Source organism: Mesorhizobium kowhaii (genome assembly GCF_042431665.1).
Lineage (GTDB): Bacteria > Pseudomonadota > Alphaproteobacteria > Rhizobiales > Rhizobiaceae > Mesorhizobium > Mesorhizobium kowhaii.
The window spans coordinates 631381-654968 of the sequence record NZ_JBHLYT010000053.1 but is presented as its reverse complement, the minus strand read 5'-3'; the positions used below and the strand labels follow the sequence as shown (position 1 = coordinate 654968).

Sequence of the window (23588 nt, the reverse complement as noted above, 5' to 3'; positions counted from 1 at the left end):
TGCTAGGGTTGAAGCTGATCGATTTGATACCCTCCGTAGCGTTCAAACGCATTTGATGAGAACGGCACAAAGGTCTCCCCGCGGATGCAGGGCAGAGTCTTATTCGGGTCGCAAGCCGTCTGCAGCCAGCCGATGTGAAGGTTGCTCGTCATCATGGATGACGAGCGGCGGCATGCAAACGAACGCTTTCATTGAGTCATACGCCGCGGACATCGCACAATCGATGCTCTCATCCTCTAGGACTACTCCAGTCTCAGGAAACGGAATAAGTCTCCTTCGTAGGGGCAGGCATTTTTCAAGAAGTACTTGAGCGCCCCTTGGAGTTACTGAATAGGCCATCGCACCAAAGGAATGGGTCAGCCGGATAAGAGATCTCGAATAGTTGTCAGATTGAAATTGAGCCGGGACCTGTTTGTGCTTTCGCTCGTAGAACTCCAGCTTGGCTTTGGAAAAATCGAAGTCCAACCACAAGAATAGAGGATCAAAATTGAATCCCCACTTTACCATATCCCAGTTCGCTGGAGCCATGGACAGAATGCGGTTCGACTCCTCAAGAAAATCAAACGACGAGTAGACGTCGTCCTCGAAAATGGTAATTGGCCGCTTCTCGGCTACCGCCAACTTCCACAAGTTGATGTGGGATAGAGCACATCCCAATGCGCCCGGCAGATACCCGCAATCCTCGGCAATCACCCCGTCGTCTACCAAGGCTTGTAAGGCCGACCTATCGAGGGATGCTCCGTCGACGGCCGATACGCGGATTGTATTGGTGGCTAGATGGGGATTCCTATCTTGATATTTGCGCCAGCGCTCAACGCTGCTGTCCAAGTTTATGAGGTGAATTTGCGGCGGTCCGACAGGTCGAGCTTGCATCGGCCCGGAACCAGAGGGCGTGGCGCCGGCGAATGCGGGGGTATCGCCCGCACCGTGCAACAGCGCTCGAGCGCGCTCGATCCCGTCACTCACATGGTATTGGCCGTCGCCGAAGGTGATGTAGCCATAGACTTGTCGGTTATCCATGTACTGGACGACGCCGGCCTTCCTGGCGCTGTCGGCAAAGATGACGTACTCGAACCGCGATGTGGCGTCCTCGTATGTCAGTTCGATCAGCACGTCGGCGCGGACAAGATAGGTGCAGTGCACGAGCGGCATCTCGATAATGCCGCGCACGTGGCGGTTGAGCACCCAACCATATTGATCGCACGGCATATAATAGCCGTTCGCATCGATCTCGGCGTGATAGTTCGAATAGTATTGGCCGGGCGAGATGGAGCGAAGCAGGGGAGCGACGATTGGCAAGTCGAGCGCGACAAGTTCTCGCAGCGTGGCCGGCCGCACGAAATTGTCGACGTCGACAACGAAATAGAAATCGCAGCCGTGCTCAAGCGTTTTCCGCAAACTTATATTGCGGATTCGGCCGAGCACCCTGAAGCGCGTCTCGTTCCATTCGTGCTCGCCAAACTGCTCGACCCGATCGGCTACGTCCGAGGCGTCGATTTCGACCGCCGCATAGAGGTGGCCCACACGCTCCACCCATTCGCGCAATATGTGCTCGGTTCTGTCGGTGTTGTTGTTTGTCCTGATATACAGGACGATCGACGCCTTCGGGTAGTCGAGCGCCTCGATGCACTCGAGGTAGAGCGGCAGTGCCGGCTCCTTCTGCTTTGCCAGGATTGCTACAAGGATGCGTGGCGCGCCCTTCATGCGCGACCGCAGCGAACGCCGCCGGACAAGCTTGTGTTGATCGATCAAGCTCTCGGTCCCGAACGCCCCAAGTTTCGGCGGTTCATGGACCGGAAGCTTGTCGGTGGCGAAACGCGCGTTGGCCACCACACGCTTCGCCATTTCCGCCGGCAATTTTTCGCTTGCGAGCAATTTCAGACAGGCGTCGAGCGATTCCCGGTAAGCGCCTGTCCAGTACGCATTGACAGCAAACTCGTCGAGCAATCCGTAATCGTAGACCCAGGGCTGTATGAAAAGTCCGGCGGGTTGGGCAAGGTCGAGCCCGCGACGCGCGAATTCCGTTCCTTCCGCATTCCGGCCCTGGTTGCGGCAATAGAGGCTCGCGGCGTGAAGAGCCTCCGCGCGGGCGGGAACGACCTGCGCCGCACGCTCAAAGACGGCAACGACCTCGTCGAATGGCCGTCCCAGCGCTGCCATGAGGTTGCCCGCCTCAAGCAGGCTGACATAGACCTCCTCGTCCCAAAAACCCAACTCCGCACGCTTCAGATAGTTCGCCAGCGATTTTTCACGTTCACCGGAATCCCTGTAGCTCTGCGCCAGATAGAAGGTGTATCGCGAAATCAGGAAGGGGTCGGTCTCCGTGGCAAGCACATTTTCAAGAACGGCCGCGTCGTCCTGGTACTTTCGCGGGTTTTGACTGCGTGCGCCGCCCCGCCCCGTCGCCACGCGAAAACCCTTGGCGGTCTCGCGTGTGAGATGGCCAGGAGGGGCCTCGAGATATTCGTGCAGCACGCCCTTGAAGGAGAACGGCAGCCGGTTGCGGCAGATCTGCGGGCGATAAAACGAAATGCCACCATGGGACACTTCGACGTCGTATAGATCGTGCTCCATCTGCGACTTGAACGCGATCGGATCGAAGCCGGCGTCTTGGACCACGACGTCGTCCGCGTCGATGATCATGGCGTAGTCGACCGTCTCGACTTCACGCAGCCGCTCAAGGGCAAAGGTCCGGTTGTACGCGAAGTCCCGCCAGGGCTCGTCGATGACTGCGCCGTTGACATTGTGCATGGTCAGGAAGGTACGGATGAGATCCTGCGTGCCGTCCTCGGAACCCGTGTCGATGACGAGCACATAGTCAACGATAGGAAGCGCGCTGGTGAGGCATTGCAGGATGACCTTTGCCTCGTTCTTGACGATCATGCACAGGCCGATGGTGCTCATGTTAATCCCTCGGCGGAGCGGCGCTCGTTACACGCTGCTCGAAATTGTTGAAGGGGAACTCATACGTCTTTGTCCGGCCTTTATACCTCATGCACATTACCCCGACGCCTTGGCCATTTGCATGACCTCTGTTGCAAAGATCGATCGGCCCTTCCCGTCAAGCGCTACCTTAGCCCATCCATTGTTAGCCAGCGCTTTCCGTCACAGCAAGGGTCTCGCGGTCGCCCTGGATCAGGGGGTTGCGAACAAGCGTTCCCGTCGACTCAATCGCTGACGCACAAACTCCGCCGCGATATCGAGGGTTCGACGCGAACCAAGAGGGCGCCTTAAGCCTAGGATTTTTCAATGCGTTTGGCCCATGCGCGCCATTTCGATGTCGACCAAAAGTAGTTGCTTATGGTCAACAATTAATAAATTGTTAACTTGGTTATTTACAACTTGCTAATTTTAGATTTTACTAATGCCTTGTGCATGGGAGGGTAGCCGTGGACCGGGCAGATGGCCTGTCGGTCTGCGCAGTCTGCGAAGCCAGGAGAGTGTCTGGAGCAAGTCACTTTGTGCGTGAGGGCGCGCAGAGAGTGTTTGGTGACGTGCAAGAGAAGACGTCGTACTGCCTTGAACTCAAGGCCAGCGTCTTCCCAACCTGATGTTCCCCCGCAAGTAGTTCGGTTCCCTCGCAAGTCGTCGTCGAGAAATCGGGATACGCGTGACGGGAGTTGGCTGTGGTTGGTGTGATACCAAGTACGAAACGATGCGCCCGCGACGCGGGTTTCCGCTTCGATCAACCCCTCAATTGTCGGCAGCTGGCCGCCAGCAAGGATTGCCCGGCGATTGATGGGTATTCCTCGGCGCCCTGTAGACCACTGCGCACCTGTGGACGCCACACTCACCTCGACGCCACACTCACCTCAGTGAAGACAAGCGGGGCGCCGTTCGATCGAGCGGCACGAAGAGGCCGTCAAGCCTTGCCCGCCCGTCTCGTAGACCTGCCCGCCATACGCCGATGCGCGCGGGGCCGATGGCAGCCGCGACCGGCCTCAGCGAGCGCGTGCGCTCGGCGGCGATTGAAACCAGCGATTGAAACTAAGGGTACGAAACAAGCAGCGGCACGGCGGCCGCGACCAAGGAGAACATGATGAGCTACACGGCAGGGTTTGCGGTCATGGAAGTCACCGTTCGGGGCGTTCTGCCGATCGGCGACACGACCGACAATGCAACTTATTTCATTCTGGACACCGCCAGGAGCGCGATCGTCGGTCAGGTCGTTCTTCCCAGAGCCGTCAAGCGAAGCCTCGCTGTCGCTCTCACCGTCAAGGTCCCAAGCACCGCCGGCTCACTTGCCATTGGGACGTTTGATGATGGCGGGAATTTCCAGGTCGCCAGCTTCCTTCGCGTAGAGACCCCTGCCGTTGAACGTCCCGACGGCGCCGTCGGGTCGTCCGGAAGATGACGGCCCCCAAGCTCACTGTCCCCAGCGCTCGCCGGCCAGGCCGGTGGGCGGTTTCCCCGTGAATTGAATTCGAAGCCAACAGGAGCCAGTCATGGCCCGTGCCTCTGAAATTCTTTTTGTCGACCCTTCAGTTTCCGACCTCCAGGCTGTTCTCGGCAACCTGCGACCCGAGGTTCAAGCGATTGTGCTCGACGGCCGCCGGCCGGCGGCGCAGCAGATCGCCGCCGCGCTCGCAGGGCACCAAGGCCTCGATGCGGTGCACGTCATCGCACATGGCGCGTCTGGGCGGATTAGCTTCACTGCAGGGGAGTGGTCATCAGCCACATTGAAGGCAGAGGCTGAGGATCTTGCCGCAATCGGCCGGGCGCTTGCCGCGGACGGCGAGCTGCGGCTGTGGAGCTGCGAAACGGCATCGGGGAATGCTGGCGAGACCTTCGTTGCGGCGCTGGAAGAGGCCGTCGGCGCGGACGTCTGCGCATCGAGATCGCTGGTTGGCGCGGCCGCCCTGGGCGGCGCATGGGAACTGTCCGCACGCGTGAACGCGTCCACGCCCCTGCCGCCGCTGACCCCGGATGGGGTGGCAAGTTACACCGGGGTACTTGCAATAGGTAATCTGACACTCACGGGCACGATAACTGGCCCTGGCAACAGCAGTAACGTCAACACGTATTATCTTGTGGATACGTCACTCACTCCTGATACAGTTGTTGGAAGTTTTCAGCTTCCATCAGCAACTAACGGATTGGTTTTTGCGTTTCAAGTAACCATTACGATTCCTATCGTTGGTGATGAATATACGATTTACAACGCCAACTTTGGTGTGATGGGCACACTTGTTCCCACTGGTCCTAATACTTATCTTTTCACGGGCGGTGCTGCCAATCCCACTAACAACAATAACTTCAACGGGGGCAGTTTGACTGTCACGAGTCAAACAGGCGCGACAGGAGCCACAGGCGCCACGGGCGCAACAGGTACGACAGGTTCAACAGGTTCAACAGGTACGACAGGTTCAACGGGTTCGACAGGTTCGACCGGCGCTACGGGTACTACTGGGACCACAGGGTCGACTGGCGCGACCGGCGCTACCGGTGCAACTGGGGCCACGGGTGCAACCGGGGCGACAGGAGCCACAGGCGCTACTGGCGACACCGGTGCGACTGGCTCTACCGGTGCGACTGGTGGTACCGGCGCGACTGGCGCCACGGGTTCGACCGGCTCGACTGGCGACACCGGCGATACCGGTGCGACTGGCTCTACCGGCGCGACTGGTGGTACCGGCGCGACTGGCGCCACGGGTTCGACCGGCTCGACTGGCGACACCGGCGATACCGGCGCGACTGGCTCTACCGGCGCGACTGGTGGGACTGGCGCTACGGGTTCTACCGGTGCGACCGGCTCGACTGGTGCAACTGGTGAAACCGGCGATACCGGTGCGACTGGTGAAACCGGCGCGACTGGTGGTACCGGCGCGACTGGCGCCACGGGTTCTACCGGTGCGACAGGCTCGACTGGTGCGACTGGTGAAACCGGCGCGACTGGTGGTACCGGCGCGACTGGCGCCACGGGTGCTACCGGTGCGACAGGCTCGACTGGTGCGACTGGTGAAACCGGCGCGACTGGTGGTACCGGCGCGACCGGCTCTACAGGAGCAACTGGTGAAACCGGCGCGACCGGCGCCACGGGTTCTACCGGTGCGACTGGTGAAACCGGCGCAACTGGTGCGACCGGCTCTACAGGAGCAACTGGTGAAACCGGCGCGACCGGCGCCACGGGTTCTACCGGTGCGACCGGTGAAACCGGCGCGACTGGTGCGACTGGTGAAACCGGCGCGACTGGTGCGACCGGCTCGACCGGAGCAACTGGCTCGACCGGTGCGACAGGCTCGACTGGCGCGACTGGTGAAACCGGCGCGACCGGCTCTACAGGAGCAACTGGTGAAACCGGCGCGACCGGAGCCACGGGTTCTACTGGAGCAACTGGCTCGACCGGAGCAACCGGCCAGACTGGTGCGACCGGCCAGACCGGAGCAACCGGCTCGACTGGTGCGACTGGTGAAACCGGTGCGACTGGCTCGACCGGAGCAACTGGCCAGACTGGTGCGACTGGCTCGACCGGAGCAACCGGCTCGACTGGTGCGACCGGCTCGACCGGAGCAACTGGCCAGACCGGAGCGACTGGCGAGACCGGTGCGACTGGCTCGACTGGAGCAACTGGCTCAACCGGAGCGACAGGCTCGACCGGAGCAACCGGAGCGACAGGCCAGACTGGTGCGACAGGCTCGACTGGTGAAACCGGTGCGACTGGCTCGACCGGAGCGACAGGCTCGACCGGAGCGACCGGAGCGACCGGCCAGACTGGTGCGACCGGCCAGACCGGAGCGACCGGCTCGACCGGAGCAACCGGCCAGACCGGAGCAACTGGCCAGACTGGTGCGACCGGCCAGACCGGCCAGACTGGTGCGACCGGCCAGACCGGAGCGACCGGCCAGACCGGAGCGACCGGCCAGACCGGAGCGACCGGCTCGACCGGAGCAACCGGCCAGACCGGAGCAACCGGCCAGACCGGAGCAACCGGCCAGACCGGAGCGACAGGTGAGACTGGTGCGACCGGCCAGACCGGAGCGACCGGCCAGACCGGAGCGACCGGCCAGACCGGTGCGACCGGACAGACTGGTGCGACCGGCCAGACCGGAGCGACCGGCCAGACCGGAGCAACCGGCCAGACTGGCGAGACTGGTGCGACCGGCCAGACCGGTGCGACTGGCTCGACCGGAGCAACTGGCCAGACCGGAGCGACTGGCCAGACCGGAGCAACCGGCCAGACCGGAGCAACCGGCCAGACTGGTGCGACTGGCGAGACTGGTGCGACCGGCCAGACCGGAGCGACCGGCCAGACCGGTGCGACCGGCCAGACCGGTGCCACCGGCCAGACCGGAGCGACTGGTTCGACCGGAGCAACTGGCGAGACTGGTGCGACCGGCCAGACCGGAGCGACCGGCCAGACTGGTGCGACAGGCCAGACCGGAGCGACCGGCCAGACTGGTGCGACCGGCCAGACCGGAGCAACCGGCCAGACCGGAGCGACAGGCGAGACTGGTGCGACCGGCCAGACCGGAGCGACCGGCCAGACCGGAGCGACCGGCCAGACTGGTGCGACCGGCCAGACCGGAGCGACAGGCGAGACTGGTGCGACCGGCCAGACCGGAGCAACTGGCCAGACCGGAGCGACAGGTGAGACTGGCTCGACCGGAGCAACCGGCCAGACCGGAGCGACAGGCGAGACCGGAGCAACTGGCCAGACCGGAGCAACTGGCCAGACTGGTGCGACCGGCCAGACCGGAGCGACCGGCCAGACCGGAGCGACCGGCCAGACCGGAGCAACCGGCCAGACTGGTGCGACTGGCGAGACTGGTGCGACCGGCCAGACCGGAGCAACCGGCCAGACTGGTGCGACCGGCGAGACTGGTGCGACCGGCCAGACCGGAGCAACCGGCCAGACTGGTGCGACCGGCGAGACTGGTGCGACCGGCCAGACCGGAGCAACCGGCCAGACCGGTGCGACTGGCGAGACTGGTGCGACCGGCCAGACCGGAGCAACCGGCCAGACTGGTGCGACTGGCGAGACTGGTGCGACCGGCCAGACCGGAGCGACCGGCGATACCGGTGCCACTGGAGCGACTGGCTCGACCGGAGCAACCGGTGATACGGGCGCCACAGGAGCAACCGGCGATACGGGAGCAACCGGCGATACGGGCGCCACTGGCTCGACTGGTGCGACTGGCGCGACGGGTGATACCGGAGCGACCGGCTCGACCGGAGCAACCGGCTCGACTGGCTCGACCGGAGCAACCGGCTCGACTGGTGCAACCGGCTCGGCTGGCTCGACAGGTGCGACCGGAGCGACCGGCCCCGGCGGTGGGACCGGTGACGGCGACCATGGCAATAACGGCTTTGGCAATGGAGATCAGGATGCACCTGGTGGTTCCGGGAACCATAACAATGGCGAAAACGGCCCTGGTCACAAAGCCAGCGTCACATCAGCCTCGCTCGGCCTCAAGGACACTGCGAAATTCCTGCAGTCGGGCTCGGACAGTGATCACGGCAGCCATGCCTCGTTCCAGCAACTCGTCGGCCTGGCCGGGGGTTCGGTGACGACCGATCTCTTGAACGTTCTCAACACGATCAAGGGCTTTGGTCAGAACCAGAACAAGACATCCGGTGCAACGTCCGACTTGACTTCGGACAAGGGCAAGCAAGGTGCCGGATTCGCCAACACCGACGACACGCTGAAGAAGGCAATGAAGGATATTCTGAAGCCGAATGACTGAGTGCAGGTTGCAGAAAGAGCGCGCGGACCTTGCGGGAACGCAAGGCCCGCGCGTTCACCATTTTCAGGCGGGCAAAGGGCTCGTGCGGCCGGCCTGTTCGGAATATACTGGGTTTTGCCGGAAGTCCCGGCTGGGACGGCTTGCGCGAGGCATCCTTGAACCCTCGCTTGTGGGTCGGAGGGCAAGTGCATGGTGAGCATACCTCTGAACGCCGACGCCCGGCCAATCCCGATCCGCGCAGACGTGGACGCGACTGGCAAGGTTGGTAGCGAGAGCCAGGCGCGGAGCATTCCCGGCGGACCCGCCGAGTTCGACCGCATCGGGCCGCGCCTCAAGGCGATGCTACGGGTCGCGCGCTATCATGGCGTCGACCTTGACCCGAACGAGTTCAGGGTGGCGAGCGCAAGCCCGGTTCCAAACGCGACTGATCTCTCGCAATGGGCCCAGAACGGCGGCATGTGGTCGCGCGCGCTTCGCATCCGCTGGTCGCATCTCCTGCGCTTCGAGCACACCGGGCCGGTCGTCCTGCTGTTCAATGACGGCGGCGCAGGTCTCCTCACCGGGGCCAGCCCGGAGCGGAATGTCGTCTTCCTCAAAAGCGCGGACGCGCCCGACGACGCCGAAGCCATCGCCATCGACGAGTTGCGGCTGTCGCAGGTATGGGCGGGTGAGGCGGTGCTGTTGCGTCCGGCGCGATCCTACATCGCGGCCGATGCGCCTTTCACCCTCCGCTGGTTGATCGACCTGGTGCGGCTCGAAAGCCGTTCCATGCGCGACATCGGCATCGCCTCGTTCACCCTCAGCATCCTTACCGTTCTGCCGCCGCTCATCGTCATGACGCTGGTCAACAAGGTGCTGCAGTTCAACAGCATGTCGACCCTCGTGCTCCTGTCAGCCATAATTGCCGTCATGTTCGTCTACGAGACGCTCCTCGGTCACGCCCGACGGCTGATCATCAACGTCGTCGGCGCCCGGCTGGACACCAAACTGAACTTGCATGTCTTCAGCAGGCTCCTGCGTCTGCCACTTGACTATTTCGAGCGTCATCCGGCCGGCGAGACGATGTACCACCTCGCGCAGATCTATCGCATCCGCGAGTTCCTGACCGGAAAACTCCTCAGCACGTTCCTGGATCTGATCACGCTCTGCGTGCTGATCCCGGTAATGTTCTACATCAACACCACGCTCGGCTGGATGGTGCTTGCCTGCGCGGGCGTGATCATGCTGATCATCTTCGCCTTTCTCGCGCCGCTGCGCCGCCGCTACCAGCAGGTGGTCGACGCGGAGACCTGGAAGGCGGCCGCGCTCGGCGAAACCGTCGTCGGCATCAAGACGGTGAAGGCGCTCGGTCTGGAACCGCAACGCAAGGCGCTTTGGGACGAGCGGGTGGCGGATGCGGGCAGGGCGCGCCTTGCCTTCGGGCAGCTCGCCAACTGGCCGCAGACGCTTGTCACGCCAATCGAGCGTGTGATGGTCCTCGGCACCATGCTGATCGGAGCTTATCTCGCGATGAGCGACAAGTCTGGCTACATGGTCGGCAGCCTGTTCGCATTCATGATGATCGCCCAACGCGTCGCGCAGCCTCTCGTCGGCCTTGCTCGACTGGTCGAGGACTTCGAGGAGGTAGGGGCGGCAATCGGCGAGGCAGGATCCGTCCTCAACCGACCCCTGGAGAGCAGTTCGAATTCCACAGGCCTGAGGCCGAAGCTCGTCGGCGAGATCAGTTTCCGTGACCTGACCTTCACCTACATCGGCACCAAGACGCCTGCGCTTGACCGGGTCAGCTTTGACATTCCGGCAGGGACGATGTTCGGTATCGTGGGACGCAGCGGTTCAGGAAAATCGACGATTGCGCGGCTGCTGCAGGGGATCAATCGCGATTACAGCGGCTTTCTCAAGCTGGATGGCGTCGACCTCAAGGAAATCAACCTGCGTCACCTCCGCCAGGGGCTCGGCGTGGTCCTCCAGGACAATTTCCTTTTCCGCGGGTCGATTCGTGACAACATCATCGCCGGGCGCCCCGGCTTGACCCTTTCCGACGCCATGCGAGCCGCTCACCTTGCCGGCGCCGAAGAATTCATCGAACGCATGCCGAACGGCTATGACACCTATATTGAGGAAGGGTCGCCCAACCTGTCGGGTGGTCAAAAGCAGCGGCTGGCGATCGCGCGCGCGCTCATCCACGATCCGACCGTCATGATCCTCGACGAGGCGACCAGCGCGCTTGACCCGGAGAGCGAGGCTGTGGTCAGCGCCAATCTCATGCGCATCGCCAGGGGCCGCACGATGATTATTGTTTCGCACCGGCTTTCCTCGCTGACCGAGTGCGACCAGATCCTGGTCATGGATCAGGGCAAGGTCCTCGATGTCGCGCCGCATGCGACCCTGCTTGAACGATGCGCGCTCTACCGCCAGCTTTGGATGCAGCAGAACCGGCATCTTGACAGCCGCCACGGTCGTCTGGCCGCTGTGCCGCCGCGACTTGTTTGAGCATCGGCATCGGGGCGCCCTCATGAGCAGCATCAGCATCACCCATTCCAGCCTTCCCGCCCGCCGGCGCCGGACAGAACCGAGCGATCCGACGATGCCCGCCATCCTGGAATTCCAGTGGCCGTCGACGGCCATCGCCAATGCGCCCGTTCCGCGAATGGCGCGCGGCATGGTCTGGATCATCTCGAGCATGGTCGTCGCCTTGATAACACTCGCAGGGCTCATACCGGTCGATCAGGTCGTCACCACCAGAGGGCTCGTGGTCTCGCAATCGCCAAATATCGTGGTGCAGCCACTGGAGACAGCGATCGTCCGCTCGATCGAGGTGCGCGAAGGACAGCGCGTGCGAGCCGGTCAAACGCTTGCTCGCCTCGATGCGACCTTCGCCTCGGCTGACCTTACTGCGCTGGCGACACAGGTTTCGACGCTTGAAGCCGAAGTGGCGCGGTTGAAAGCCGAGGCCGACGGCAAGCCCTTCAACTATGACGGCCTGGACCCGAGCTGGACCCTGCAGGCGTCGATCTTCGATCGACGCAAAGCCGTCTACGACGCCAAGCTGGCGAGTTTTGACCGGCAGAGCGATGAACTCAGTTCAGTGATCTCGCGTTCCCAGTCCGATGCTGACGGCTACCGCCAGCGGCTGGCCGTCGCGGCCTCGATCGAACAGATGCGCAAGCAACTGGAAGCAAGACAGGTGGGGAGCCGCCTCAATACGCTTCTCGCCCAGGACAACTGGGCGGAAATGTCCCGGGCGCTCGGCAACGCCGAGCAGACATCGGAAGCCGCCAAGCGACAGCAGGCGACGGTGGCCGCCGACCGTGACGGCTACATCCAGAGCTGGCGCGCGGAAGTCTCGCAGGGCCTGTCTGAGGCGGGCTCGCGTATGTCCGACGCCCGTGAGCTTCTCAACAAGGCAAAGCTGCGCAAACAGCTGGTCGAGCTGAAGAGCGAGGCAGACGCCATCGTGCAGTCGGTGGCGAAGGTATCCGTCGGCTCGATCCTGCAGTCCGGCGACCGATTGATCACACTGGTGCCGGACGACGCGGTGCTTGAGATCGAGACGAACATTGTCGGTCGTAGCAGTGGGTTCGTCCATGTCGGCGATCCCGTGGCCATCAAGTTCGACACCTTTCCATATTCGCAATATGGCGTCGCTCATGGCACTGTGCGCGCGGTCAGCCCGGATTCCTTCTCGGCTCGGGAACAAGCGCGCGACCCGAATAGCTCGTTGGCCATGCTGCCCCCGGACGCTGACCTGTTCTATCGCACGCAGATTTCCATCGATGAGGTCGCCCTCCATGGCGTGCCCGCCAGTTTCACGATCAGCCCTGGCATGCCGGTGACCGCTGACGTCAAGGTCGGCCGCCGCACCGTGCTCAAGTACATTCTCGGCGCCATGCTCCCCGTAGGCCAGGAAGCGATGAGGGAGCCGTAGGCTTGGGCACCCGTACGCGACAAACGGAGGTATGAGTTCTCGCATCGATGGCAATCCTTGACCGGCTGACTGCCCTTGCCCCTCCAGCGCTGGTATTGCGCCGGGCGATCCAGCTTTCTGACAGCGGCAAGCCTTCAGAAGCCTTTCCGCTCATGGCAATTGCGGCACGCGCCGGGATCGCCGAGGCCGAATACCGGGTCGCTCGTTGCTATCTCGAGGGTTTGGGCGTGCCGCCAAGCCGGTCGGAAGGCGCGCGTTGGCTACGGCGAGCGGCCGATCACGGCAGCCCCGATGCCCAGTCGCTTCTCGCCGCGCTTTACGTGGCTGGACTGGCGGTGCAGGAGCCCGACGGCAATCGCATCGGATCGGAAAGCTTGTTCGAACGGGATTCCTCGCGGGAGCCGGAATTCGCGGCAGCGCTCGGTCTCGCGAAAAAAGCAGCCGAAGCTGGCTCCGCGACCGGGCAGGCAATCCTCGCCTATATCCTTAGCAGAGGCCCCGAAACGATGCGCGACCTGGATGCGGCGCATCGCTGGTATGAGAAGTCCGCGGCAGCCGGCTGTCCTGAGGGATGCCTGGGCCTTGCTCTTTCCCTCGCCCGGCGCAGGCAACCTGCGCAGACGGTCAAGGTTGCCGCCGAGGTTCGGCGCGCTGCCGACGCCGGCCTGCCGACCGCAATCTACCTTCTTGGGGTCCTGACCGAGCATGGGCGCGGCGTGCCGGTCGATCGAGCGGCAGCCGCGCGACTGTATCAGCTTGCCGCGGAGAAAGGCCTTCCCTCAGCCCAGTTCCGGTTGGGATTGGGGCTCATCGATGGTGGCCTTGCAGATCAGGATATCGCAGCCGGCGAGGCGTGGATGCGGCGCGCCGCATTGGCAGGAAATATCGAGGCGGCCTATCGGCTCGGCGATCGGCATGTGAAGGGTTCGCAGCCGGACTATGCCGAGGCCGCAACGTGGTATCGACGGGCGGCCGAGGCAGGCCATCAGGCCGCCGCCCGTGCCTTGGCATCGCTCTATCTCTCGGGAAACGGTGTCGCCCAGGACGTCGAAGAGGGAGCGCGCTGGCTGCGCACGTCCGCAAATGCGGGAAATCAGGAAGCGCAGGTCGACTTTGCCAATCTGGTCCTCGAAGGAGCAGGCGAGCCTGACGACCGCGCCAGCATTGCCGGATGGTTCGAGGCGACCGCCTCATCAGGCGATCTGATTGCAGCGTTCAACCTCGGACTCTGCTTTGCCCAGGGCGTCGGCGTGCGAAAGGACGAGGAGCAGGCAGCGCAATGGGTGAGGCGCGCGGCCGAAGGCGTGGCCGAGGCGCAATATGCGTACGCGCGAATGCTTCAGGATGGGCGCGGCGTGGCTGCCGACCCGAAACAGGCCCGTGTCTGGTTTGAGCGGGCGGCCAACGCTGGCATGGTCGACGCGCAAGTGGCGCTTGCCGAAATGCTCCTCAACGGGCGCGGCGGCGCATGCTTGCCCGTGGCTGCGGCGCAGTTGTTCAAGCGGGCAGCCGCGGCCGGTCACGCCGGGGCTATGTTTGCGATCGGCGCGCTGTTCGGGAGCGGCCAGGGTCTATCACTCGACCCGGCGGCAGCGCAGAAATGGTTCGCCGCCGCCGCCGAGCGGGGACATGGCCATGCCCAACTCATGCTCGGGCGCTATCTCTCCAATGGTCTTGCCGGGGAGCGCAACCCGGTAGCCGGTCGCCTTTGGCTCGAGCGAGCGGCTGCACAAGGTATTCAGGAAGCCGTCGACGAACTCTTCGAGTTCGCCTCGGGTTGAGGCCGGCCCTGTTGCTGGTATGCGGCCGCGATGAGGTGCTACGGCTGGCCATGGGGTGAGACTGTACGGACAACGCGGGAATGTTGAAGATCTCGGCACACCTCGTTTGCAGTCTTCGAGGACTTTCCAGACCGGCGGCCGTCATGCTCTGATTTCGCCGATCGGTTTGCAGCTTTTGTCTTCGCGCATGCCGTTGTCCCATACCTGCAGCAGGCTTGGGGGCGACATGCACTGGACTCAGCAGCCGGTTTTGGACCCGCCGTTTGATGCAGCGATCTGTTCGTGGTGCCTGATCACTTCGCGGACGACGAAATTGAGGAATTTTTCCGCGAAATCCGGGTCGAGGTGCGCATCCTTCGCCAGCTGGCGAAGGCGCGCGATCTGCTGCTGCTCGCGCGCCGGATCGGCCGGCGGCAGGCCATGCTCAGCCTTCAGCATGCCGACCGCCTTGGTGCAGCGGAAGCGCTCGGCCAGCAAATGGATGAGGGCTGCGTCGATGTTGTCGATCGAGGCGCGGTAGTCGGACAAAACGTTCATTGCGCCCTCACTTCTTCTTGCCAGGCAGGCGGGGCCTCGGTGCGGTTTTGTGTCTGATGGTGCTGCATCCGAGAGAACAGATCCGCGCCTCCAACGGAACCGTCGTCGAGCAATCCAAGACTGTTTGCCCGCAAGCGGGCCAGGCCCAGCACACCGTCGATGAATGGCGTCGGCACGCCGACAAGCAGTCCGATGTCGTGGAGAACTGTGAGCAATGCATCGATTTCGACGGGTTTGCCGTGTTCGACGTCCTGCAGCATCGACATCTTGAATGCACCGAGCCCTCGGATACTTCCAATTATCTTCTCGAGGGGAGGGCTGTCCGACACGCCGATCGCAGCACCGATCTGTCCTGCCTCTTCCATCATCGAGACACAAAGCCGGCGAAGCAGTGGATCCTCGATGATGCGATCGGAGGTCGCCGTGGTCAGCAAGCTGATAGGGTTCATGCAGAGATTCGCCCAAAGCTTGAGCCAGATTTCGCGCCGGATTTCCGGGCTTTCCCGGCAATCGAAACCGGCCCGACGAAGCCAGTCGGCAAGATCCGCCAATCGAGGCGTCAGCCGGTTGTCGGGTTCACCAACAACAAGCCGGTGACCGCCTTGGTGGCGAATGACGCCGGGCAGCCGATCACGCCGCTGGTCGGAATCGCCCGCGCCACTGTGCCGTCCGGGTCGATGGCCTTGAGCTGGTGTCCTGCGAGATTGCCCTTGGCGCTGAGGAAGAACCACCAGGGCACACCGTTCATTGCGGTGACGACAGCCGTCTTGGGGCCAAGCAAGGGGCCAATCCGCCGTGCAATGTCCGGCAGCGCAGGCGCCTTCGCCGCGATGATCACATAGTCCTGCACTCCAAGCTCTGACGGATCTTCGCTGACCTGGATGGGCGCCCGCAACATTTCGCCATCGATTATGAGCCGCAGCCCGTCACGCTTCAGAGCCGCGAGCGTCCGACCGCGTGCAACCATGCTCACCGTTGCGCCGCACCGCCCGAGAAGAGCGGCGATCGTACCGCCGATGGCACCGGCGCCGTAGATGCAGAATTTGGGTGAAGCAGGCATGAATGACTCTCGTCTTCCGGGACTGTCAGCGGGTGCGGATGGGTCTGTAGCGAGGTTAGGTCGCCAAGGGCCGAACGTCGTGAGCGCCGGGCGCACGATCGCAGGTACAGGCGCGCACTGGCCCGTTGGCAGCTCGGCCAGCGAACCTGATCATTTGTAAAAGATGTAGTCGGCGGTGTAGTCGACGCGCTGCTCGGTTCCGGCCGTCTGACACGCGCCGGCCGGCCCAACTCCGCCGGAGGTGTTGACCCGCTGCACAAAACGCACCCCAGCAAGTATCCCCGATGCCGGCGGTTCCGCCGACAAGAGAAGCCAGGGAATTGCGCCCGCCTTCGGAGCGGGTTCGCTTGCTAAAACCTTGCCGACGATCTTCGAGCCGTCGGCCGCCTCCCAGGTTGGCCCGGCATAGTGCCTGGCAAACGGTCTGCCCTGTGCGTCGGAAAGTTCGGCCTGAGGCGCCTTGAAGTCCCACTCCGTTCCGGCCCCTTTGACGCGGCAGACATAAATCTGAACGCCCTTGGCCGGGTACTTGCCCAACAGCGTGCCTCGTTGCGGAACTGCAAGCTCGGCAGGGATCTGCTGAGCGACCGCTGACAGCGAGGAAAGCACAAGAGCAGCGAAGGTGAATGACAGGCGCGTGAGCATGGAGTTTCCAATCGAAGTTTGTATCGAATGTTCCAATCCGGCCCGCAGGGGCCGGATTGGATGCGGCTGGCCAAGTGGATCACGAGCAGTAATGGCGAAGCCCATGCTGCCCGAGATAGGTACCACTGGCAGGATCATAGGAACGGTAGAGCCGCTCGCAGTAAGCGGCGGTGCCGTCATCGTATGCGAAGGGGCCAAATCCAAAAAAGGCGTTTGCGTCGTGGCGTCCATGGAAATCATGGTGCCCATCGCCGAAGCCATGACTGCCGCCGAAGCTGCGGCTGCCACCGGAGCCGCTTCCGTGGTTCATGATGGATGGCGTACCGCCGCCCATGCCGCCGCCATGGCCGCCGCCCATACCGCCGCCGCCATGACCGCCCATCTCGCCGCCGCGAGCCATCGACGCCGTCGCCGAGCCGATCGCCAGCACGGCGCCCAACGCGACCGTTGCAAGGATTGCTGCTGAGTTCTTCATAACATACTCCTTCAAAGTTAAGGCATCCGGCCGGTCTCTCCGGCCACGAGCGCGGCTCTTTGTCGGACGGATAGTGATGTCCCTGTCGTGCTGGATCAGATGCTTGCGGAGGAAGTTAGATCGAAGGAGGCTCGACGTCGTGAGCCGGCAACGCACTTTCACCGGTCCGAACGCGCACTTGCTCCGACTTCAGCGCTACGAGCTTGCGCTGATCATGCTGGCGGCCCGTTCCGCGATCACCAGGGTCGGCGCCAGCGTATGGCCGGTCGTAATGTCCCGCATCACCGCGCATGTGCCGGCCGGGTGGTTATAGCTGTCCATGGTGCGCTTGATGAAACCCCGCAGTTCGGCCTTGCCTGAGGGAGCGACTTGAAGCTCACCATCATGCTCATGTGTCACGCTCCTGGTCAGGGTCATTTCGGATCTGGCTGCGCCCCGAGGTAGAACGGTGCCTTCCGCTCAAGGAGCAGTGGCAAGGGCCCTGTTCTCGGCCTTCAACCGAATGATCAGGACCATCGCGTTCAGGACGGAGAAGCCGATCGCATAGGCAGGCAGGCCGAAGGCGAGCGGCAGTGCGGCGATCTCGACGGCGACGATGGCGTAGTTCGGGTGATCCAGATAGCGGTAGGGGCCGGTCGCGACGAGCGGAGCGCCGGGCAGGATAATGATGCGCGTCGTCCAGCGCGTCTTCAACGTCGCCAGCACCCACAACCGCGCGATCTGCGCCACGGCAAACACCGCGAACCAGAACGCCGCTACCGGCCGCGCCGGCGCAAGCAGCCACAGGCCCATCAGCCACGTTGCGTGCAGCGCGACCATGAAAGGATAGTGCTCCGGCGCAACCTCATTCGCGCCCCGAGCCAGAAGCCGTGCCGTGTTACGCTGGGAATGGACGAGTTCGGCGAGACGCTGCAGCGTCACAAAGCCGAGGAGCGCCATGGAGGTCCACATCAGGCCGCCCTTTTCAAGGTGACGCAGCTTGCCGAGAACCCTGGTCCCATGGCGATCATCGCCGATCGTTCCGGCAGGCCGGCGCGAATGGCTCGGTCGAGCACGAAAAGCACGGTGGGCGAGGACATGTTGCCGTACTCGGCGAGAACCTGGCGTTCGTCGTTGAGCGTGCCTTGCCCGAGCGCCAGTGCGCCTTCCAGCGCATCGAGCACCTTGGCGCCGCCGGGATGGCAGATGAAGCGGTCGATGTCGGCCGCGCCCAGACCGTTGCGGGAGAGCATTTCGGCGATGACCGGTCCGATCCGTGAGCGGACGAAATGCGGCAGCGACTGCGCCAGCACGATGCCCAATCCGGGATCGTCGACCGTCCATCCCATGATGTCGAGCGTATCGGGGAAAAGATGCTGGCCCGTCGATTCCACGCTCGCCATGCCGCCTTCGCCGGCAGTGAGGACGCAGGCTGCTGCGCCATCGCCGAACAAGGCCGAAGCGACGAGATTGACGTTGGTCGGCTCATCGAGCCGGAAGGCGAGCGAGCAGAGTTCGATCGCTACCAGGAGGACCCTTGCGCCGGGCCGGCCCGCGGCAAGGCGCGACGCGATGGAGAAGCCGGAGACACCGCCGGCACAGCCGAGACCGAAGACGGGGACGCGTTCGATGTCCGGGCGGAAACCCATTTCACCGGCGACGCGGGCTTCAATGCTGGGGACGGAGATCCCCGTCGACGATACCGTGACGACGCTGTCGATGTCCCCGGCCGTGAGCCCAGCCTGCCGGATCGCCCGCGTCGCCGCGTCCACGAACAGCCGGCTCGCGCCCTCGACATAGGCCTGCATGCGCTCCGCCCAGCCATGCGGCTCGACGAACCATGACAGCGGTTGCACCGTGTGCCGCTTGCGGATGCCGGAATTGCTGAAAATGGGGGTGAGACGCCGATATCCCTTTATCCGGTCGGAGAAGAGGTCTCCGCCAGGGCGGCGGCGTCCGCTTGCCGGATGACATTGTCCGGCACCGCCAGGCCAAGGCCTGAAAGATAGACTGTTGCGTTCAAGGCCTTGGCTCCCGATCATTGTGGACGACGGGAACACGCCACGCCGGTAGCGAGGGCACCGCCGGCGGTTCTCGATCCGCATGCGAAGGAGCCTAGATCAGGCGAGGTGGGAGGTCGTGAGCCGCAGGCGCACTTTCACCGGTATCGGCGCGCACTACTTCTTAGCCAGCGCGATCAGGCTTATTCTGAATGGAAGCCTGGGGCGTGACCGAAGCGATGGCGAAATTTTCGTGCGAAATGCGTGTAGTCGCGAAAGCCGCAGGCGTAGGCGATTTCGCTGAGAGGCTGGCTTGTTCGCAGTGACGCCCGGCGCTGCACAAGGCGCTCGGCGTGATCCAGACGAAGCGCAAATATCAGTTCACTGCAGGTCGAACCGCGCTCCGTGAAGAGCTTCTGAAGATAGCGCAGCGATATCCCCATTTCCGCCGCCACCTCGTTGGGACCGAAATCCGGATCGGCAAAGCCGTCTCTGACGATGCCCTGGATACGCCGGAACAGCGTGTCCGAATGACGTGAACCGAGCGACGGCTCGGATGGTGCGAACAGCGCGCCGACGAGATCGTAAACCGCCAGCTGCATGTAGGAATCGGCGGGCGACGAGGTTGATCCTTCGGTTTGCGCGGCATCCCGGATAAGATCGAAGAGCAGACGCCCGGCGGACGTTCCGCCAGGCCGATAGTGCCCAGCCTGTGGCTCGAATCCAAGATGAGACACCAGTGACTCGCGTGGCAAATCGAGAGTCGTCACGGTGATCCCTGCCTCGTTCCCATTGTTGGTGAAGTATGTCGCGGGCCGGGCCGCATCGACGAATGCGACATCGCCCACGGCAAGTTGCAAGGCTTGGTCGTTGTGGGTTATCGCCGACTGGCCAGCGACCTGAAAGAAAACGAAGTAATGGTCCACGCTGTCGCGGCGAGCATCCTGATGGGTCCGCTCGATCCGCTCAGCGTTGCAACCTAGGTTCAGCCCCGTGAACCCGCAGACGCTCAAAGGGCGCACCCAACCGGTAAAGGCGTCGGGATCGGTACCTTCCGGGTTATACCCCCCGCACAGGGCGCGGAGCGTGTCTCTCCACGCCTCGAAATTCAGTTGTGGCGATCCGACAAAATTGTCGCTCTGAAGCATCGTGGCGTCCAATCCAAATGGCTGGTTTTGAAAGACTCGTGTTGAAGCCGCCCAGTGGTCCATCTGGTACCGCCAACGGAATCTTCTAGCGGTTCAATCCCGTGGCGCGACCAGAGGCCGCAGCGTCCAGCCGTCGGCTGGCAGCCAATCTCCGTCCGGTCTTTTGCGGCAGGGCATTCGATCGAGCTGACCGTGAGCCGGCTGGTTTCCATGCCGTCCCTGACTCAGCCAACTTCGCTAGCTGAGCTGCCCGGCGGCTTGCGAGACGAGCTGGGCGATCTCGTGCGGGTGAGAGATCAGCGACAAATGGCTTGCCTTCACCTCGATGGTCTTTGCGTTCATGCGCTTTGCCATGAAGCGCTCGAGATCCGGGTTGATCGTGCGATCCTCGGTCGAGACCGCATACCAGCTTGGCTTCGAGCGCCAGGCCGTTTGCGTTGTCTTTCCGGTGAAAAGCTTGTCCGAGATCGGCCCCTGGACGGCATAGAGGATGCGCGCCTTCTCGTGAGGAATACCGCCGGCGAAATCCCGCAGGAAAGCCTCTTCGCTGAGCTTGCCGTAGCCTGCGGACCAGACAAGGCCGGCGGAGGCGGGCGGCGCCGCAAAAGTCTTGGCGAGCGCCGTGTAGTCTTCGCCCGCATCCGGAGCGCGCGCCGCGACATAGACGAGCGAGGAGACCTTTGGATCCATCCCTGCCTCGGTGACGATCATGCCGGCAAAGGAGTGTCCGACAAGTATCGTCGGTCCATCCTGTAGCGCGATCGCACGGCGCGTTGCCTCGACGCCCGCCTCCAGCGTGGTCAGCGGATGCTGGACGACGGTTGCCTTGAAGCCGGCCTGCTGCAGGATGCCAACCACTTCCGACCAGCACGAGCCATCCGCATAGGCGCCATGGACCAGGACGACATTGCGAGCCTTGGGGGCCGTCTGCGCTCGCGTCTTGTCGGAGCCGGCCAGTAGGCTCGTCGCCACCCCGGCGACAAGTGCGGTGGAGAAAGTACGCCGATTTATCATGATCGTGGATTCCTTGGGAGGTTGGCAGATGGGGATCCAATTCGCGCCGAAACTTCGGCCGAGACGAGCCGCAAGCGCTTTGCGCGGCGCTCACATCCTGCCTTCGCAGCCCACCGAGCCTTCGTTACAGCCGTCACCGCTTCGTGATCGCCTGCCACGGGCTGCGTCCTTCAGGATGCATTTTTTCCCCCGCGTCTTGCGGCGGTTGGGCTGGAGCGGCCCGGCACCCCTTGTTGGGATGTCTAGGACACCGGGCCTAACCGACAGATGCTTGTGAGGACATGCCGCCGGCTGGAAGATTTATGCGCTTCTGCTAATATAAAGTGAAGCATGCGGATGGAGGAACGCGGAGGTCTGGCGATGACCGACAAACCGGTGACGACCTACGTCGTGAGCGTGTTCGAGAAGCCTCACTGGCGTACCGTTTTGACGACGAAGGACAAGGCGAAGGCTTTTGATCTCGCCAAGGAGATCGGAGACAAGGTGCGGATCGAAGAGATCACACCCAAAGAAGCGAAAACTGAAGATGGCCGGCGCCTGTTGGGCGGGGGGCCTGGTTGGGGTAAAGGCGCCGGCCAGGCGGAACAGGTCCGCCACCCGAAGAAGCTAGCAGACGGGCCGCTGGCGCCTATGGTGTTATCGCGGAAGCAGAGCCGAGCACTGGTGTCCCCGCAATTCCTCGACTGAAGAACTTCGGGGGCCTTGGAATCGTGTGCCGATAACGCCTTAACTTTCGATATATTCGTGCTCGAATCCAGCAAACTTCGCCAGGCCCGGTTGATCGAGCACGCGAACATGGCCTTGGCGAAATTCGAGAAACTTGCGCTCGCGCAGTTCCCGCAGCATTCGATTGATATGAATCGGAGTGAGGCCGAGAGCGTCCGCGAGATCGTACTGGGTGAGAGGGCATTCATAGCTGTTGCGGGTGACAGAACCGATTCGTTCCAGACGCGCCCTCAGTTCGAGGAAGAGATGCGCTGTGCGCGCCAAGGCGCTGCGTCGTCCTACATTGGTGAGATGTTGAGCCATAACCGCTCCGTTGTGCACGAGGGTTTCGAGAACAAGGGAGAAGAGATGGGGCGACTGCATGGCAGCAAGGGTAAATGTCTTGGTCGAAGCCACCAACACCGAAAGTTCGGTTTGAGCCACAAACGTTTGAAGAGCACTGCCCGAATACGACTGAGGCAGGACGATATCGCCTCTCAGTGCAAAATCCAGAATTTGTCGCTGCCCGCCCGCGAGTTCATGAGAAATGCACCCCCAGCCCGACTCGACGATGAACATGCGATCGCTGTCCTCGCCCTGATTGACGATGACCGTCTCCGCCAGATAGCGCTTCGGCGTGAATCCCAGCGTCTTGATAAGCGCCGTATCGTCGTCGTTGAGTCCGACATACGATGGACGATTTTCATTTCCGCGCATAAATGGATTTGAAGCGTACGTCATCTACAGCCAACCCCGCCCAATATATCTACCCCAAACTACCTCCCTCGGATAGAATGTACATCAAATTTGATGTGATGAGTATCCGTTCAATTGCAACTATCGATTGGTGTGGCGACGGCACTTTTCGTTGAAAATGTACACAGGTTCCACCGGCTCGCCGACGGCACGATTCGAAATCGGCGCAGGGCGGCACGGCTAGGTTTTATTTCTCTTGAAATTTTCCCGCATGGACTCAACTATTTCGCTGGCTATGAGACAGCTGCGATTGTCCACTTGCTCGGCGGCATTTCGTAACGTCGTCGACGCGTCCTTGAGCAATCCTCTGATCTCTGCTGCCGACAACAGCTCGGATGCTTCGAGTTCCAGCAGCACGGATTCACTCACGTGCAGCGCAGCAAGCGCCACCGCTCTCGGCCTGGTAGCAAGCAGTTTTAGGAGATCACCGCTGGGCCTGGCACGCGCTTTTTTTTTTGCCATAATTGCGTCTCAACCGTTCGGACAAGAGGGTTCATAGGCTCAAAATCACAACGCCTCGACGAGGTAGCCGCAGTTCCAAGATCGGAAGAGGTCGTTCAATGCCTCTCTCTTAGGCATATCGTAGGAGCATACTATCCCGGTTTGCAGCCGCGACACAGAGGCAAGGGATACCGAATTCGCCGTAGCTACTACTACCTCGGGGCTACCCGCGCTCACGGTGGGCGAGCGAGGCGAATTGCTTTGAACCGTGGGCTCAGAACTTCTGGCACCTGCAGCAGACTCACGGCGGCCGCCAGGACGAAAGCGACCGTTGCCGGCGCGCACGGTCAAGGCCGTGCCCTGGCGGCCATGAGCCGACTTTTGCGGCCCCTCGTCAAACTTTGGTGGAGATGATCAAAGCGTCGCCAACCACGAATT

Annotated in this window: 18 protein-coding genes and 2 pseudogenes; 7 read left to right on the top strand and 13 right to left on the bottom strand. The window is 62.6% G+C overall.

The window, feature by feature from the left end:
- Positions 1–99 precede the first annotated feature (99 nt).
- Positions 100–2904: a glycosyltransferase family 2 protein gene (locus ACFFNA_RS30435; protein WP_378923532.1), complete on the bottom strand. Its 2805-nt coding sequence runs from the start codon at positions 2902–2904 to the stop codon at positions 100–102.
- A 1135-nt stretch (positions 2905–4039) separates the two neighbouring features.
- On the opposite strand from ACFFNA_RS30435, the gene ACFFNA_RS30430 reads away from it, so the two are divergent.
- The 6 genes and pseudogenes from ACFFNA_RS30430 to ACFFNA_RS30405 all read left to right on the top strand — a co-directional run bounded on the left by ACFFNA_RS30430 (position 4040) and on the right by ACFFNA_RS30405 (position 14390).
- A complete protein-coding gene (locus tag ACFFNA_RS30430; protein WP_378923531.1) occupies positions 4040–4354 on the top strand; it encodes a hypothetical protein in 315 nt (104 codons plus the stop codon).
- Between the two features lie 91 nt (positions 4355–4445).
- Positions 4446–4895, top strand: a pseudogene (locus tag ACFFNA_RS30425) (DUF4347 domain-containing protein); the annotation flags it as partial.
- Between the two features lie 375 nt (positions 4896–5270).
- Complete coding sequence (locus tag ACFFNA_RS30420) at positions 5271–8684, top strand: beta strand repeat-containing protein (protein WP_378923852.1); 3414 nt, start codon at positions 5271–5273, stop codon at positions 8682–8684.
- A 189-nt stretch (positions 8685–8873) separates the two neighbouring features.
- Positions 8874–11174: a peptidase domain-containing ABC transporter gene (locus ACFFNA_RS30415; protein WP_378923530.1), complete on the top strand. Its 2301-nt coding sequence runs from the start codon at positions 8874–8876 to the stop codon at positions 11172–11174.
- A gap of 22 nt (positions 11175–11196) precedes the next feature.
- Entirely contained in the window at positions 11197–12609 is a 1413-nt protein-coding gene (locus ACFFNA_RS30410; protein ID WP_378923529.1) for an HlyD family type I secretion periplasmic adaptor subunit, read from the top strand.
- A 47-nt stretch (positions 12610–12656) separates the two neighbouring features.
- Positions 12657–14390 carry an SEL1-like repeat protein gene (locus tag ACFFNA_RS30405; RefSeq protein ID WP_378923528.1) on the top strand — a complete coding sequence of 578 codons (1734 nt, stop codon included), beginning with the start codon at positions 12657–12659 and terminating at the stop codon, positions 14388–14390.
- 237 nt (positions 14391–14627) lie between these two features.
- On the opposite strand, the gene ACFFNA_RS30400 is transcribed toward ACFFNA_RS30405, so the two are convergent.
- From ACFFNA_RS30400 to ACFFNA_RS30355, 10 genes and pseudogenes are all read right to left on the bottom strand, one after another.
- Complete coding sequence (locus ACFFNA_RS30400) at positions 14628–14927, bottom strand: chorismate mutase (protein ID WP_111542398.1); 300 nt, start codon at positions 14925–14927, stop codon at positions 14628–14630.
- Positions 14924–15478, bottom strand: a complete 555-nt coding sequence (locus ACFFNA_RS30395) for a ketopantoate reductase C-terminal domain-containing protein (protein ID WP_378923527.1) — start codon at positions 15476–15478, stop codon at positions 14924–14926. Before ACFFNA_RS30395 ends, ACFFNA_RS30400 begins: the two co-directional genes overlap by 4 nt.
- 8 nt (positions 15479–15486) lie before the next feature.
- Entirely contained in the window at positions 15487–15987 is a 501-nt protein-coding gene (locus ACFFNA_RS30390; RefSeq protein ID WP_378923526.1) for a ketopantoate reductase family protein, read from the bottom strand.
- 150 nt (positions 15988–16137) lie between these two features.
- Positions 16138–16737: a DUF3455 domain-containing protein gene (locus ACFFNA_RS30385; protein WP_378923525.1), complete on the bottom strand. Its 600-nt coding sequence runs from the start codon at positions 16735–16737 to the stop codon at positions 16138–16140.
- Positions 16712–17107: a BA14K family protein gene (locus ACFFNA_RS30380; protein ID WP_378923524.1), complete on the bottom strand. Its 396-nt coding sequence runs from the start codon at positions 17105–17107 to the stop codon at positions 16712–16714. Before ACFFNA_RS30380 ends, ACFFNA_RS30385 begins: the two co-directional genes overlap by 26 nt.
- Before the next feature lie 195 nt (positions 17108–17302).
- The gene (locus ACFFNA_RS30375) at positions 17303–17524 is read right to left on the bottom strand and encodes a hypothetical protein (RefSeq protein WP_378923523.1); all 222 of its coding nucleotides are present in this window, start codon (positions 17522–17524) and stop codon (positions 17303–17305) included.
- Between the two features lie 42 nt (positions 17525–17566).
- The gene (locus ACFFNA_RS30370) at positions 17567–18061 is read right to left on the bottom strand and encodes an isoprenylcysteine carboxyl methyltransferase family protein (RefSeq protein WP_378923840.1); all 495 of its coding nucleotides are present in this window, start codon (positions 18059–18061) and stop codon (positions 17567–17569) included.
- Positions 18058–19109 (bottom strand): annotated as a pseudogene (locus tag ACFFNA_RS30365) (type III polyketide synthase). Before ACFFNA_RS30365 ends, ACFFNA_RS30370 begins: the two are co-directional and overlap by 4 nt.
- A 180-nt stretch (positions 19110–19289) precedes the next feature.
- Complete coding sequence (locus ACFFNA_RS30360) at positions 19290–20234, bottom strand: helix-turn-helix domain-containing protein (RefSeq protein ID WP_378923522.1); 945 nt, start codon at positions 20232–20234, stop codon at positions 19290–19292.
- Between the two features lie 237 nt (positions 20235–20471).
- Entirely contained in the window at positions 20472–21251 is a 780-nt protein-coding gene (locus tag ACFFNA_RS30355; RefSeq protein ID WP_378923839.1) for an alpha/beta fold hydrolase, read from the bottom strand.
- A gap of 357 nt (positions 21252–21608) precedes the next feature.
- Between ACFFNA_RS30355 and ACFFNA_RS30350 the strand changes: the two genes are divergently transcribed.
- On the top strand, positions 21609–21935 hold the full coding sequence (locus ACFFNA_RS30350) for a hypothetical protein (protein WP_378923521.1): 327 nt from the start codon (positions 21609–21611) through the stop codon (positions 21933–21935).
- Positions 21936–21974: 39 nt separating this feature from the next.
- Here the strand turns inward: ACFFNA_RS30350 and ACFFNA_RS30345 are convergent, their stop codons facing one another.
- Positions 21975–22694, bottom strand: coding sequence for a Crp/Fnr family transcriptional regulator (locus ACFFNA_RS30345; RefSeq protein WP_111542407.1), 720 nt, complete (start codon positions 22692–22694; stop codon positions 21975–21977).
- 195 nt (positions 22695–22889) lie between these two features.
- Positions 22890–23171 carry a hypothetical protein gene (locus tag ACFFNA_RS30340; protein ID WP_111542408.1) on the bottom strand — a complete coding sequence of 94 codons (282 nt, stop codon included), beginning with the start codon at positions 23169–23171 and terminating at the stop codon, positions 22890–22892.
- Between the last annotated feature and the right edge of the window lie 417 nt (positions 23172–23588).